The sequence below is a fragment of the Microcoleus sp. Z1_B2 genome (genome assembly GCF_036700325.1).
GTDB lineage: Bacteria > Cyanobacteriota > Cyanobacteriia > Cyanobacteriales > Microcoleaceae > Microcoleus.
In genome coordinates this window covers 798-16236 of sequence record NZ_JAUBOQ010000009.1, presented here as the reverse complement: position 1 = coordinate 16236, position 15439 = coordinate 798, and the positions used below count along the sequence as shown (strand labels likewise).

Here is a 15439-nt window from a genome sequence, read left to right as displayed (position 1 = left end):
TAGTAATAAAGATCAGCAGCGATCAGATAAGGGTTATTTAATTTAACCGCCCGCGTCTAACATAACAAGCTGTGTCTGAAACGGAGGTACTCGTGAGCAACTCATCTAATAAATCCCCAGAATTCTTTGAAGAAGACGGAGAAAATGCCAACTTATTATGGCAATACGTGCAGTCAATGGCTCCCGACACAGTTTCTCAGTTGTCTAAGCCGACTTCTCACGAAGTGTTTCAAGTAATGGAGCGAAATATTGTTGGACTATTGGGGAATTTGCCTTCGGAACACTTCGGGGTGACAGTGACTACCAGTCGCGAACATTTGGGTAGATTGCTCGCCTCGGCTATGATTAGCGGTTATTTTCTCAAAAATGCCGAACAGCGAATGACTTTTGAAAAGTCCATACAAGCCAGTGAGAGACATGGCTCGGACGATTAGTAGATTCTTAACATTTAAGTGATCCAAGTGTCAAGCCCCCCCTCGCAAGATGGGGGCTTAATATTTTAGATTTTAGATTTTAGATTTTAGATTTTAGAGGGTTGATTTTAGATTAAATAATTGAATAATTATTGATATTATTCTTACATTCCCAATTCCCCATTCCCCATTCCCCATTCCTAATTAATATGTCTCTTCCTCCTGTTGCCCACAAAGTTATCGGCGTTGCTGCAATCTGGAACGATCGCCAACAAATTTTGATTGACAAGCGCCGACAACATGGACTACACGGGGGTTTCTGGGAGTTTCCGGGCGGAAAAATAGAGCCTGGGGAAACCATCGAAGCTTGCATAAAACGGGAAATTATGGAGGAGTTGGGGATTGTCGTAGAAGTTGGCGATCGCCTGATTACGATTGACCACGACTACACTAAATTTACAGTTAGACTATACGTCCACCACTGCCGCTACGTCAGCGGGGAACCGCAAACGATCGAATGCGATGAAATTCGCTGGGTGACACTCGACGAAATTGACCAATTTACTTTTCCCAAGGCAAACGCACAGATTATTGCTGCACTGCGGAAAATTTGAGCTGTAATATAAAATTCGGTTGCTACTGAACAACTGACAAATGACAGCTAACTTTTATTTTTGGACGGGCAGAGTAAAGTGAAAACAACTGCCTCTATCGGGTACGGAGTCTACCCAAATTTGACCGTAGTGCGCGCGGATGATGCCTTGACACAGAGACAGCCCAATGCCGTAACCGTCTTTTGATTTATCTCGCTGCAACCGAAAGCTGTCTTCAAAAATGCTCGCGCAATCTTCTTCAGGAATTCCCGGCCCGCTGTTGCAAATGCTGACTTGAACTTTGTAAGCGGTGCGGTGGAGAATGGACAGATTAACCGTTCCTTGGTCTGGGGTGTACTTGCTGGCGTTGTCAAGCAGGTTGACTATGACTTGTTTGATGCGATCGGGATCGGCATAAACCAAGGGTAAATCTGCGGGAATGTCTGTTTCTATGTTCAGACTTTTCGCCTGAAATTTGTCTTGAAACTGCAAGATTACATCTTGACAAATCGCCCCCAGTTCGATTCTTTTTGGTTCAATGTGGAGTTGAGCGTTTGTACCCCGGGCTGCTTGCAGGATATCTGTAATCATACGATCGACAATTCGGATTTGGCGGCGGGCTTGTTTCATCAAATGAGCCGCCAGACTCGGTGTCAAACGCGACTTTTCCCCCTCTTTCACCTTCTGACTTGACTCCAAAGTCTCCAAAGCCAAAGATGCGGCAGTCAAGGGATTACGCAAGTCGTGGGCTAGCATCGCAATAATCCGGTCTTTCAACTGCAACTGCTCTTGCAAGTGTTCTTTTTCCTGTTTGAGGCGAAAAACTTCATCAGAAAGCTGCACGAGTTCGGCCGCGCAAGCAACGGAATAGATGGGTTTTGCGTCAGTCAGGGTTTCCGCAATAGCTGCGGCCGACTGCTGCCCAGGTGTGTATTCGTCTACAGAACGCTTCCAGCGGGGCCACCAGTGTTCGAGTTGGGCGATTAAATTGCTGCCGGCGAGAGTTTGTCGCGGATCGGGATGAATTTTGAGCAGCGAGGGAGTGGCTACAAGTTTAAAGTGTTCGGCTAAATCGGGCTGTTCTCCTACGTCGATGATTTGAAGCTCAAAGTCGCACTCTGCCTTCAAATCCTTTAGGGACTTGCGGATGTGTCTGGTCTGTTCCCTGGAAGAGGGACGCTTGTCTACGAACAGCAAAAGCTGTAAAAGCGGTGCGGGATTTACCGGCTGTTCGGGAGAACAGTCAGTGCCGCTGGTGCCGAGTGTTGGATGGACGCTGTTGAGCTTTTCGATCGGGTGAAAATAATTGAGCATTGCCGAGCCGAGTTATTTCACTTCTACTTTAATTTAATACTTACTTTAGATTTATGCTATTGTCCGATAATTTCATTACAGGCGGGCAGATGATATTTTTGAGATGGAAGAAAAATGAGTCGCTGCGGGTGGTGGTTCAAGTGGCGGTCGCCTTTTTTGTGCTGTGCCTGTTGCTGACGCTGCACCGCTACTACAGCTTTTACGCTACTTACGACCAAGGAATTTTCAATCAACTTTTTTGGAACGGCACTCGGGGTCACTTGTTTGAGAGTTCCCTCTCTTCGGCTTTGTCCACTAATGTGGTTCACCAAAACCAGCTTCCGGAGGTATCTTACTACCGGTTGGGTCAGCATTTCACCCCGGCGCTAATGCTGTGGCTGCCAATTTACTCTCTGTTTCCCTCTCCCGTCACTTTGACGGTGTTGCAGGTGACTTTAATTACGGCGGCTGGAGGAGTGCTCTATGCTCTCGCCAGACACTATCTGGAACCCCGGCTGTCGGCGACAATTGTTGTGAGCTATTACTGCGCTAACGCGGTCATCGGCCCGACTATGGGCAATTTTCACGATGTTTGTCAAATTCCGCTGTATGTCTTTGGCTTGCTGCTGGCGATGGAGAAGCGCTGGTGGCCATTGTTTGGGATTCTGGCAACTTTAATTTTGGCCGTGCGAGAAGATGGGGGAGTTGTGTTATTTGGCGTCGGAGTTTACCTGATTTTGAGCCGGCGCTACCCTCGGACTGGTTTGGCTGTCTGCATACTCAGTTTTGGTTATATGATCGTCCTGACCAATCTGATTATGCCTTTGTTTTCTGCTGATATATCCCAGCGGTTTATGATGGAGCGCTTCGGTCAATATGCCGAGGGAGATGAAGCTTCTACTCTAGAAATTATTTGGGGAATGGTGAGTAATCCCGGACGGTTGGTAGCTCAGTTATTTACGCCGTTTTTTGGTAAGATTAGGTACCTGCTTGGCCAGTGGTTGCCATTAGCTTTAGTGCCAGCTTTCGCACCTGCGTCTTGGATGATAGCTGGATTTCCGCTGCTGAAGCTATTTTTAGCAAAAGGAGAGTCGGTGCTGGCGATTAATATTCGCTATGCGATGACTGTGGTTCCAGGGCTTTTTTATGGGGCGATTCTGTGGTGGGCCCAGCGTCAAAAGGAAGAAGATAGAATGGTGAGAGAGGAAAGAATGTTTTTGCGTTTTCCTTCTGCTTTATTTCCTCTCCCTTCTTCTTCAAAGTTTCGCCGCTTTTGGGCGTTTTGCATCTGTTTGTCGCTATTTTTTACCTTCACTTCTAACCCAAATCGGACTTTTTCTTGGATTTTGCCCGATGCGATCGATCCTTGGGTGCAGGTTCCTCTCGTCAGACAATGGCAGCACGTTTTGCAAGTGCGGCCGCTATTGGCTCAAATTCCTGCGGATGCTAGCGTGGCAGCGACGAATACTATTGTGCCGATTTTGTCAAGCAGGCGGGAAATTCTCAGGTTTCCGATGTTGGAACTCCGCAATGATGCGGGGAAGGCAGTGAAGATGCAATATGTAATTGCCGATTTGTGGCAGTTGCAGCAGTATCAGGCTGCGTTTCGCGCGGAACGGGGACAGTTGCGGGAGATCGTACCGGCGATCGATCGAATGTCCAAATCTGGAGAGTACGGCATTGTTGGCTTTGAAGACGGCGCGATTTTGATGCGTCAGGGTGCTGTTTCTAATTCTGCATCAGTTGCTGCTTGGACTCGTTTTCGGCGCGAATTGGAGCCGATTTTGAAGAAACAGTAAGCGGGTAGGCGCGATCGCCATTGCTGCCCTCAGTGGCTCAAATCTTGAGGAAACCTGTTTTTTTCAGGTAATGGCGATCGAGCAATTTCCTGCAAAAACCAGGTTTAGCCATGATTTTCTGTCTTTGTTGCTGCCAAAAGTCAGGCATTCGGCATCAACTTGCGCTCAACTTAAATTTAAGGGTGATAATTATACAATAAATCTGTTAATCCTAAACATTAAGTTATATAAAAAATTTGGAGGAAGAAAGATGAAAATTTTGGTATTGGCATGGGAGTTTCCTCCCAGAATCGTAGGCGGTATAGCCCGCCACGTATCAGAACTATATCCAGAATTGGTGAAGCTGGGACACGAAATTCACTTAATTACAGTAGAGTTCGGCCACGCGCCGATGTACGAAGTGGTGGAAGGAATACGTGTGCATCGGGTGGTGGTGGGGCACGCTAGGGACTTTTTTCACTGGGTGGCGAACCTTAACCAAAGCATGGGCTACCAAGGCGGGAAACTGATGCTTGAGGAAGGCCCCTTTGATATCATCCACGCTCACGATTGGCTAGTGGGAGATGCGGCGATCGCCCTCAAGCATACCTTTAAAGTACCGCTAATTACCACCATCCACGCCACCGAATACGGGCGCTTCAACGGCATCCACAATGAAGGGCAGCGCTACATTAACGCCAAGGAAAACGACCTCGCTTACAATTCTTGGCGGGTAATTGTTTGCAGTGATTATATGCGGCGGGAAGCCGAACGGGTACTAGCGACTCCGTGGAACAAAATAGAGGTAATTTACAACGGAATTAGACCAGATAAAAAGCCCCGATGGCACGAATTTGACGCGATGAACTTCCGTCGTCAGTTTGCTGCAGACGACGAAAAAATAGTTTATTATGTAGGAAGAATTAGCTACGAAAAAGGTATTTCTGTATTTCTAAATGCAGCACCTAAAGTAATTTGGGAAATGGGGGGGAAAGCGAAAATAGTAATTGTTGGCGGCGGCAATACAGACCATCTAAAACAGTTAGCTTGGCATTTAGGAATTTGGAATAAGTGTTATTTTACTGGGTTCATGTTTGAGGAACATCTCGACAAATTTCAGACGGTGGCTGACTGCGCGGTTTTTCCCAGTCTTTACGAACCTTTTGGGATTGTAGCGTTAGAAAGCTTTGCTGCAAGAGTGCCTGTGGTGGTTTCGGATGCGGGCGGACTTCCAGAGGTGGTGCTGCACACTAAAACTGGCGTTGTTACTGAGGCAAACAATCGGGATTCTTTGGCCTGGGGAATTTTGGAGGTTTTGAAAAATCCGGGTTACGCGCAGTGGTTGGTTGACAATGCTTATCAAGATTTGGAACGCCGGTTTAGTTGGCCGAAGTTGGCGATAGAAACCCAGTGGGTTTATGAACGGGTGGTGGAGGAAAGGGCTGAGGTTGATTGGTAAGAATGCTCTTTTTTGACAGTTGACAGTTGACAGTTGACAGTTGACAGTTGACAGTGAGTCGAATATCAACTTTTTTGGGGCAAATCTTAAGAATTTGTAACACAATGATAGAGACACTCGAACTTACTTTGAGTGCACTCATAAGATTTAAAGGGAATTCGCATCTTGAATATTTTTAGGGAAATCGATCCCCAACCCAGACGCAGCTTACTGATTTTATTCACCGCAGGGCTGCTATTCTGGTCGAGTTTGGCTTCGCTACTGCCAACTTTGCCGCTGTACGTTCAATTTGTGGGCGGCACAAAACAGCAAATTGGCTTTGTGATGGGTGCATTTGCGATCGGACTTTTGCTATCGAGGCCACAATTGGGCAAAATAGCCGACAGCAGGGGGCGAAAACAAGTTTTGCTTCTAGGTGCGTCAGTTGCTGCGATCGCCCCTTTGGGCTACCTGTTAGCTCAATCTATCCCCTTACTGTTACTTCTTCGCGCTTTTCACGGTATTAGCATCGCCGCTTTTACCACAGCTTACAGCGCTTTGGTAACAGATTTGTCGCCACCAGGAAAGCGGGGCGAATTAATCGGTAACATGAGTTTGGTAAGTCCTATTGGTCTAGCATTTGGCCCGGCTATTGGCGGATTTGTGCAAGCTGGGGTTGGTTATACTCCTTTGTTTGCGATGTCGGCAGTTTTCGCTGCAATAAGTGTATTTTTTACCTGCCAAATTGCGGAACCTAATTTTGCCGATTTAACAAAATCGGACTCGCTATCGGAGGACAAAAATAGCCAAAAATACTGGAAAATGCTCTGGAATCCGAGAGTGCGGATTCCGGCTTTAGTGTTATTGGTGGTTGGTTTGGTATTCGGAACTTTGAGCACTTTTATGCCTTTGTTTATCCAAGAAACCAAGGCTAATTTCAATCCGGGATTATTTTATTCTACGGCAGCTATCGCCAGTTTCGGTATGCGGTTAGTCACGGGACGGGCTTCGGACAAATACGGCCGCGGCTTGTTTATTTCTGGCGGCTTAATCTGTTATGCCCTATCTATGTTATTGTTGTATTTTGCTAACAACACCAGTGCTTTTTTAATAGCAGCTTTGGTTGAAGGTTGCGCGGGCGGTACGGTTTTGCCGATGATGGTAGCGCTGATGTCGGACAGGTGCGAACCTCATGAAAGGGGCCGGTTGTTTTCGCTTTGTATTGGCGGATTTGATTTAGGCATTGCGATTGCTGGGCCGACTTTAGGCTTTGTGGCTGAACAAGTTGGCTACAGAAATATGTTTGGTTTTGCTGCTGGCCTCGCTGGCTTGGCTTTGCTGATTTTTATTACTCAGTCTAGCAAGGGCTTGTCTAATTCGATGAAGTTTGCGATCGGTCGAGGCAAAGATGTTTATGCTTTGAACCGATGATATTACAGAAGCAAGAAGGAAGAGGCAATCATGGGACTTACCAAAAAACCCGGTTTCTCCCAAAAATCGTGAATCTATGCGACAGATATTGAGGCAGAAACCGGGTTTTTGTTCCCGCGCAGCATTCTGAAAAACAGGCAAGATGCCTGTTCCACAAAGATTAAAAAAGTTCTGAGTTTTAAATCGTGAGTTGAATTAATTTCTTAATTCAAAACTCAAAACTCAGAACTCAGAACTCACAGCTTATAACGTTTTTAAATGGGCTTGGAGGGATTCGAACCCCCGACCTCATGGTTCGTAGCCATGCACTCTATCCAACTAAGCTACAAGCCCCTGTTGAGTTAAGATTTAATCTAAAATTGATTAAGTTCTTTTCTCACAGAATCTAACAGTAACACCATTACCAAAAAAATGCAAGACCTTTCGCAAACTTTTTCTAAATTGCCCGATCGCACACAGCTAACTCACCTCAACAACAGCGGGGAAGCCCAAATGGTGGACGTTTCGGCGAAGGTGCCGACTGTTCGGCAAGCTGTGGCTGCTGCCAGGGTGCGGATGCTGCCGGAGACGTTTGCGGCGATTGAAGCGGGGAATGCGCCGAAAGGTGATGTGTTGGGCACTGCAAGGCTGGCTGGAATTATGGCGGCGAAGCAGACGGCGCATTTGATTCCTCTGTGTCACCCTCTGCCGCTGAGTAGCGTGGAGGTGCAGGTGATGCCGGATGCTGGGTTGCCGGGGTATCAAATTCGGGCGACGGTGAAAATCAAGGCGGAAACTGGGGTGGAAATGGAGGCGCTGACGGCGGTTTCGGTGGCGGCGCTGACTTTGTATGATATGGCGAAAGGATTGGAAAAGTCGATCGCCATTGAGTCAATTCGCCTGGTGAGTAAAAGTGGCGGCAAGTCTGGAGACTATGAAAATGTAGAGGCATAAGTTTCCTGCCGAAAGAGGGATGCAGCATTCAAAAAGCTGCACTTATGATTAAAATAGGCACTGAACTACTAATTTCAAGTGAAAAACTATGCCTCCTCGTTGGCCCCGCAAACCCGATCGCAATGATCCAGAGTACCGCCGCTTAGATGACCGGATGAATTTTGCTATCCACGTCGGTCTTTTTTCTGCTACCAATTCAGGTTTGTGGTTTGTTCACAATTTGCAAAAGGCTGATTGGCCTTGGGCAATTTCGGTAACGGGTGGATGGGCTCTAGTAGTTTTGGCCCACGCGATTTACCATTTTGCGATCGCCGATTATTCGCCCCTCACCAAAGATTCTGGCTGAAGGCAGTTGGCGGCGATTTGTTAAGTCTTTTGATTGATAACAAATAACTTTGTGCTTTTTTGATATGGCTAATACTACACAGGCGATCGAATCTTTAGCAGCCGAAATCGGCGAAAATGTCTACATTGACATTGCCAAATGGCATTTGTATCTCAATGATGCCCACCTGCATACAGTTGTTGCCCAACAACTTTATTCGATGCTGGAAGATGGCGATTTAGATGCTGACAAAGTTGGACAAGTTTTGCAAGGAATTCCAGTCAAGTTGGGCGGCGGCAAGCGGGAAGTGCCGCTTGCCGATTTGATTCCGATGCAGTGTCAAGTTCAGTTGATGGATGTGCTTGAGGAATTTCAGCGGAAGATGTGATACAGCAGATTTCACATTTATGAAGTACACCCCCAGATAAATCCCGGTAGGGACACTCCAAGAGCCCAAGGAGTGTCAACTTAAGCTGTGAGTCCGCCAGTCCTCTCGCCAGTCCGCCAGTCCGCCAGGGAATGAATTCCCTGTCTAATAGCTAAAGTCCTCTGAAAGAGGACTGATGAGTTTAAAAATTCTTCTTCTGAGTCCTCTTGAGAGGACTTTCGCTTTGAGGCAGGGGTTTCAACCCTTGCCGGACTATGGGTTGTACTTAAGTTGACACCTATGGGCATTGCCGTATCCTACACTTCCTAAACCTGGAATACGCTGTATCAATTGTTGATTTGGGTTTAAGTGCGATCGCCTTTTTTGGTCTTTTTGGATCGAATGGGCGATCGCACTTTTCTCTTTTTCCCTAAACCAGCATGAAATTAGCAGATGTTATCGCATTGGCACTCACTCCAACCATCACACCTAACTGCTCCCCTGTCAAGAGATTCTTAATAAGAGTTCCCTGAGTATTTTGAGTTATTTCTAACTGACCAAAACTCAAGCCACCGCTTAATCCAATCAAATCTTGACCCAGAGTAAAATCAGCGATAATATCAAATCCTTGACCAGCTTTTAAGGCAAAGATATCGTTGCCGCTACCGCCAATCAAACTATCATTGCCCATGCCTCCGTCAAGGAGATCGTTGCCTTTCCCACCACTGAGAGTATCGTTATCGGCGTTTCCGAAAAGAGTATCATTTCCGGCACACCCTCCCAGGATATCTGCTCCTTCATCACCGTTGATTAAGTCATTACCTTCACCGCCGCAGATTGTATCATTTCCCTGTTGTCCAAACAGATTGTCATCACCTTGACTGCCAAGCAGGATGTCGTTACCTTTGCCTCCATATAAGGTGTCATTATCCTTACCACCATCGATGAAGTCATCATCTTTGTTGCCATAAATGATGTCAATACCTTCGCGGCCATGTAAGAAGTCATTGCCTTTGCCTCCGAAGATTAAGTCGTTACCCGACTCGCCAAGGATGATGTCGCTTCCTTCATCTCCGTAGAGAGTATCTTCATCTTTGCCTCCGGCGATGAAGTCATTGCCTTGGTTGCCATTAATAATGTCATTATCGGCACCACCGTATAAGTTGTCATCCCCGGATTTGCCCTCGAATATATTGGCAGCATTGCTACCTAGTAATTCATCGTTTTGGGCAGTGCCTATCTGAATGCCGGATGCGCCGAGTATGGTGTTTTCAACCGAGTTGGGTCGGTTTAAGTTGGGATAGGTAATTTGGTCGCAGATGCAGTCATCGTCTGAGAGGTTATTAGTTATTGGCGTGGGAGTTGGTGTTTCCGATGGTGTCGGTGTTTCCGAGGCTGTTAATGATGGGGTCGGATCGATCGATGTTGGTGTGTCGGTACCGGTTTCGGTGCCGATTTCGCCAGAGGTAGGTTCCTCTGGAACGATCGGGCTATTACCATCAATAGTCTCGACAACAGGGCGAACAGTAGGGTCATTAACCTTCACCTTCGCCATCCGATCGAGAATCGCCTCTTTGGTGTTGTTGGCGAGGAACTGTTCGACTGACACAGTACCCGCTGCCAGTTCCGGAAGTCCCACCGCAATTTGACCGACTGACACCGCCTGCAATTTAGTAATGTCTAGGGCAATATCTGTGATTGGACGACCACTCGCCACCAATTCCTTGACCATTTCATTGCCCAGAGCCACGATCTGAGCCGCGGCCGCGGCAGCAGCAGCCAATTGTGTCGGATTGATTTTGGAGTCTGACTTTGCTGCCTGGGTAATTGCGTCTTGGAGAATCCCTTGAATCGTCTCTACCTTACCCAAATCGACAGGAGTGCCACCTTTGAATTGATTAGCGATCGCACCAATCCCACTATAGGCAAGTTGTGCCAATGGTGTTTCCGAAACCCCATCGATGAATTTCGCCATCTGGACGATCGTGTTTTGCACCATAATCATCGAGCCAAACACCGAGACACCCTGAGTATCCCCATCGGAAATCGCCTCTAAAGCGTCATAGCTCCCTAACTCAACTTCTGCCGACACTCCCAGAGACGATTTTACTTGAGTTTCCGCAGTTGCTGGGTCAGTACCTTGTTTTACCAACTCGGCAATAATCGTCGTTAACGGGGTGACAACTGTTGATCTCAGCGTAGAATTCAGGGGGGTTGCCATCGGCAAGCCGGTTGCCATATCCACCCCTTCCATCAGAACCAACTGGCCTTCAGTGTGATCCAGTTCAGTATCCTGATTGGTATCAAACTGTTCGATATCTATATCCAAATCAAAGCTGCCATCGGCTTGAGTCGTGGTAAATGGTTCGTTATTATCCAATACACCATTGAAGTTCGCATCGAAGAATATCTTACCATCGGCAATGTAACCGTCGATGACGCGACTTTTGGGGAATAGTTTGCCCCAGAATTTAGAAATTACAGGCGCTACATCTACTATGATTTTTTTCGCCTCAGTGACAGTATCAAGAACTACAGGAACTACACGAACTAGAGAAGCTACAGGAACTACAGGAACTACAGGAACTATCAGACTATTTGTAATAGTCGTATCTCCCAAGGTTTCCACCTCAGTAACTATCAGACTATTTGTATTAGGCGTATATCCGATCTTTTCCACCTCAGTGACTGTTTTGACGATACTGCGATTAGCTTTAAGAGTAATAGTTCTTGGGAAGGTATCAGGCTTACTAATTTCATAGTCTGCTTTTTGCCCAACCAATAATAAGGTGTCTTCACCAGCACCTCCGCTAATCGTATCGTTGCTGTTGTTTAGGCTGATTAAGAGATCGTTGCCATTCCCGCCACTGAGAACATTGTTGCCATTCCCACCCCTGAGAGTATCGTTGCCGTCATCACCACGGAGAGTGTCATTCTCCGAGTCGCCGTCAAGAATATCATTGCCCAACCCGCCATCAAGAAAATCGTTGTTCCACCCGCCATAGAGAAAATCGTTGTCTACGCCACCAAAGAGATAGTCGTTACCACCATCACCGTATAGGGTGTCAGCGCTGTCATTAGAACCATCATAGGTTTGTCCCTGTTTTCCATCGTCTTCGCCATAGATAGTGTCATTGCCATCTTCACCTCTGAGCAAATCGGGCCCTTGCTGACCGAAGAGAAAATCGTTGCCATTGCCAGCGTAGAGGGTGTCTTTACCATGAGAGCCATGTAGTTGGTCATCGTTGCTGTCACCAGACAGAAGATCGTCGCCACTCTGACCCAAGAGTTTGTCATTACCTCCTCCACCGTATAGGCTGTCATTGCTATCCCCCCCATCAAGGTTGTCCTCACCTCCTTCACCGTTGAGAAAATCGTTACCTCCGTCGCCATAGAGATGGTCATTACTCGTAGCAGTCCCCTTTTGGATACGTGGTTTTCCCTGCGATATTTCGAACCAATCGCTTTCATGTTCCCAATCGGCGACAGATCCGCCCGAGAGCGTGTCGTTGCCCGATCCTCCATGAAGACGGTCATCGCCTTGTTCCCCCTCAAGCCTATCGTTGTCTGCCTCACCATGGAGCTGATCGTTACCCCATCCACCAAATAACTCGTCGTACAGTGCTCCCCCGTAAAGAAGGTCATTGCCGTCTTCTCCCGCAAGCCTATCGAATTCATTGCCACCATTGAGGAGATCCCGACCCGATCCACCATAGAGATAGTCATTGCCCCCTTCACCATAGAGAAGGTCGTTGTCTGATTGACCATAAAGACGGTCATCTTCAGATCCACCATAAATTAGATCCTCACCAGTATCGCCATAGATATAGTCATCACCTCCGTGCCCGAAAACATTGTCATTGCCTCTTTGAGCAAATATGTTGTTACGTTTCCCTGTTCCATTAATTTTGTTGTTGTTATCATTACCACTTATATCGTCTCCTGTAAGTTTAGCGACAAAGTTTGCAGTGTCCATGTAGCCATTTGCAATAGAGCTACTTAGGTTTGTGAAAAATCCCTCAACCCCATTCCACCCAGCTATTACACCTTGTGATACAGTATTCCATCCCTCTTCGACGGATTTAATAGCCTTATTAACCCCTTCTAATATCGGGCCAAGAACCAAGTCCTCAAGCCAATCACTGATACTAGAGAACTGATTAACTGTTTTATTAAGGTCAATAGACAACGGTTGAGTAGCAATTCCAGGTACGTTTGCTGTTAGTTCAATGTTATTTGAACTTCCTAAACGGATGTCAAGATCGACACCAATGTTTTGGCCCAAGATGTTATAGCCTAGTTTCGTCTTTAAACTCAGACCATCCTTAGAGAGTCGCCCGTCTACATTGAGGAGTTCTTCTCCAAACAGCTTCAGTTTACCCTGAATCTTTATATCGGTAGGACTTTTAATCTCAACGATCGCACGATCGATTGATAAAATCCCTAAATCAATATTTCCTTCAACTTTCAGCCCATTACTATCAGCATTAATCTTAGCTCCGGCAATTTCTTTCCCGAATATCTTCACAGAACCAGATCCACTGGCCGTCTTCTTGGCAATATCAACTGAAAAATCTTTAATGTCTAGGGCGACAAGTCCATAATAGGTCAAATAAAAATCTTTGATTTTGGCACTTGTGCTTGTAAATTCCACGTTCGCTTTAGCAACGGTATGGCCAAAAATCTCAAGTTTCCCATCTCCTTTAAGGTATTGTTCAGTAGGACTGACCTTGACGGCAAAATCCAAAGTCTTATCATTAGGACCATCCGCACCCGTCAGCTTCAAAAATCCCAAGTCAATTTCATCAATCTTTAAAAATCCCTCTAAACTTGGATTGCTTTGAGCGTAGGGATTGGCATTGAGACTGAGTGAAGCTTCTTTACCCCAAGCAGTTAACTTCCCATTAATACCAAGACCTTGGGTTAATTTGGTTTCAGCAATTTCTGTCTCTAACGGCACTAACTTGAGTAGTGGATCAAACTTTGTATCTGCATCAGGCCCATCAACAGAGACAATATTGACATTCAAGGTTTGCCTCAAAAACGATTCTGCCTTCTTAACAAAATTGACTTCCTTCCCCACTTGTTTGATGAGATAAGAGTAAACGGGACCAGCCCAGAGATCAACAAGGTTGACAGGAGCATTTGCCGTTAATTCCACTGCAAATTTCGTGGGATCGTTAGAACTGACCAAGAAAGCCGACTTGATATCGAAGTTACCAAACTTTAAATCTCCCACAAATCCAACAGTATCAACCCAAGGTGGTGCGTAGGTTCCGCCAACTTGTAATGCTAAATTCCGAATTTCTGAATCAGGTAAGCCAAAGGGATTTTTCCAAGGAGTTGCTGCTGTGAGTTGAAGCGCACCCGTAATTGATTTGGGATCGAAAGTTAAGCCTCCAGAAAGTGTTAACGCAGGTTCGTTTGCTTGGAAGGGATCGTAACCTTTAATTAAATAACTGCCTACTATACCGAAATTCGGGGGAGAAATTGTATCTGCTGAGACGGTTAATTTAGAACCAGCAATCTCAATCGAGAATGGGTCAACTTTCAAAAGTGTTAGGTTTTGAGTGCTTAACTCAGCACTGAGGCTCACTTTTGGTAGAACACCTGTTCTAACTTCTGCTTTTAGCTCTACCTCCTTAATTTTTAGCTGCTCATTAATCAAGTCTAAAAAATTTCTTTGACCATCATTCTTAGCATCTGCAAAGTTTATTTTTCCACTGAGTCCGTAGGTGGGAGCGGAGGTGTTTAGGTTGGATAAGGTGAGGCTGGGTTTGCTTAGGGGTATAGTGACACCTGTTGCAACCTTAGCGACAAGAGGAAGAACTCCGAAGTTAGCGAAAGGTATGCTCCCGTCATGGGTGAGTTTCAGTTCGTTGTTTTTAAATTCAGCCGTTAATGGCTTGACCATCGGTACAAGCGCTTCGAGGACTTTTTTTTCTACATTAGGTACACTAATCTTGTTGTTTTTCAGATAGGCGTCTAGCTCGCTCCAGTTTTCAATCCGAGAATCGAAAGTGCGCGTTAAAGGTGCAGCAGCGATATTGTTGTTACCCGCTGCATCAGTGGCGCTGCTGGCGGGAACGTTGACGGTTACGATGCCGCTACCCGTTGGTGTGACAGTGAAATTGTAGTTACTACCGGTGCCGGTAAACCCACTGACAGTGGCGTTGGTGAGGCTGATATCGCTGGCAATAAACCCGGTAACATTTTCGTTGAAAGTTGCGGTGACATTGAAGGGATTCTTGACTGTTGCCCCAGCGTTTGAAGCGAGGGTTACGGTGGGGGCTGTGGTATCAACGGCAGCAGCAGTGCTGAAATTCCAAGTAGTTGCGCCTGTAGTACCGACATAATTATTACCTGCAATATCTTTAATTGCACCAGCAGCAATTTCAACGTAATAATCAGTACCGGGCGCTAAATCTGCTGTGGGATTAACGGTGACGGTACTACCAGTAACCGTGACATTGGCTGAGGTGACATCAATGGTTTCCACCACTGTGCCGTCGGTTTTCTTGATGACAATGTTGCCAGTGCCTTTTTGTACGGCTTCACTCAATGTGACAACTAAATTAGCAGCAACTGCAACACTGGTGGCGTTGTCGGCGGGGGTGAAAGTGGCTGTCGGCGCTGTGGTATCAACGGCAGCCGCAGTGCTGAAATTCCAAGCAGTTGCCCCTGTAATACCGGCATAATTGTTGCCCGCTAAGTCTTTAATCGCACCAGCGGCAATTTCAACGTAGTAATCTGTACCTTGCGCTAAATCTGCTGTGGGATTAACTGTGACTGTACTACCAGTAACCGTGACATTGGCTGAGGTGACATCAATGGTTTCCACCACTGTGCCGTCGGTTTTCTTGATGAC

The 15439-nt window shown here is 46.4% G+C and carries 10 protein-coding genes and 1 tRNA gene; 8 read left to right on the top strand and 3 right to left on the bottom strand.

Annotated features, from left to right (window positions below):
- Positions 1-92: 92 nt before the first annotated feature.
- Both QT984_RS07035 and mutT read left to right on the top strand, forming a co-directional pair.
- The gene (locus QT984_RS07035) at positions 93-434 is read left to right on the top strand and encodes a DUF760 domain-containing protein (protein ID WP_172187001.1); all 342 of its coding nucleotides are present in this window, start codon (positions 93-95) and stop codon (positions 432-434) included.
- Between the two features lie 188 nt (positions 435-622).
- The gene (mutT, locus tag QT984_RS07030; RefSeq protein ID WP_333057357.1) at positions 623-1027 is read left to right on the top strand and encodes an 8-oxo-dGTP diphosphatase MutT; all 405 of its coding nucleotides are present in this window, start codon (positions 623-625) and stop codon (positions 1025-1027) included.
- A gap of 54 nt (positions 1028-1081) precedes the next feature.
- Here the strand turns inward: mutT and QT984_RS07025 are convergent, their stop codons facing one another.
- Complete coding sequence (locus QT984_RS07025; protein WP_333057358.1) at positions 1082-2320, bottom strand: histidine kinase; 1239 nt, start codon at positions 2318-2320, stop codon at positions 1082-1084.
- Positions 2321-2373: 53 nt separating this feature from the next.
- Here QT984_RS07025 and QT984_RS07020 point away from each other — a divergent pair, with 53 nt between their 5' ends.
- The 3 genes from QT984_RS07020 to QT984_RS07010 all read left to right on the top strand — a co-directional run bounded on the left by QT984_RS07020 (position 2374) and on the right by QT984_RS07010 (position 6946).
- A complete protein-coding gene (locus QT984_RS07020; RefSeq protein ID WP_333212246.1) occupies positions 2374-4098 on the top strand; it encodes a DUF2079 domain-containing protein in 1725 nt (574 codons plus the stop codon).
- Between the two features lie 250 nt (positions 4099-4348).
- Positions 4349-5536 carry a glycosyltransferase family 4 protein gene (locus tag QT984_RS07015; protein ID WP_333057362.1) on the top strand — a complete coding sequence of 396 codons (1188 nt, stop codon included), beginning with the start codon at positions 4349-4351 and terminating at the stop codon, positions 5534-5536.
- Between the two features lie 165 nt (positions 5537-5701).
- Positions 5702-6946 carry an MFS transporter gene (locus QT984_RS07010; protein ID WP_333057363.1) on the top strand — a complete coding sequence of 415 codons (1245 nt, stop codon included), beginning with the start codon at positions 5702-5704 and terminating at the stop codon, positions 6944-6946.
- A gap of 259 nt (positions 6947-7205) precedes the next feature.
- Here the strand turns inward: QT984_RS07010 and QT984_RS07005 are convergent.
- Positions 7206-7279: transfer RNA gene (locus QT984_RS07005), tRNA-Arg, on the bottom strand.
- A gap of 78 nt (positions 7280-7357) precedes the next feature.
- Between QT984_RS07005 and moaC the strand changes: the two genes are divergently transcribed.
- From moaC to QT984_RS06990, 3 genes are all read left to right on the top strand, one after another.
- The gene (moaC, locus tag QT984_RS07000; protein WP_333240223.1) at positions 7358-7879 is read left to right on the top strand and encodes a cyclic pyranopterin monophosphate synthase MoaC; all 522 of its coding nucleotides are present in this window, start codon (positions 7358-7360) and stop codon (positions 7877-7879) included.
- Positions 7880-7967: 88 nt separating this feature from the next.
- The gene (locus QT984_RS06995; RefSeq protein WP_006633890.1) at positions 7968-8225 is read left to right on the top strand and encodes a 2TM domain-containing protein; all 258 of its coding nucleotides are present in this window, start codon (positions 7968-7970) and stop codon (positions 8223-8225) included.
- Positions 8226-8289: 64 nt separating this feature from the next.
- Positions 8290-8592: a DUF3181 family protein gene (locus QT984_RS06990; RefSeq protein ID WP_333057367.1), complete on the top strand. Its 303-nt coding sequence runs from the start codon at positions 8290-8292 to the stop codon at positions 8590-8592.
- Between the two features lie 409 nt (positions 8593-9001).
- On the opposite strand, the gene QT984_RS06985 is transcribed toward QT984_RS06990, so the two are convergent.
- Positions 9002-15415 carry an Ig-like domain-containing protein gene (locus QT984_RS06985; RefSeq protein WP_333373640.1) on the bottom strand — a complete coding sequence of 2138 codons (6414 nt, stop codon included), beginning with the start codon at positions 15413-15415 and terminating at the stop codon, positions 9002-9004.
- Between the last annotated feature and the right edge of the window lie 24 nt (positions 15416-15439).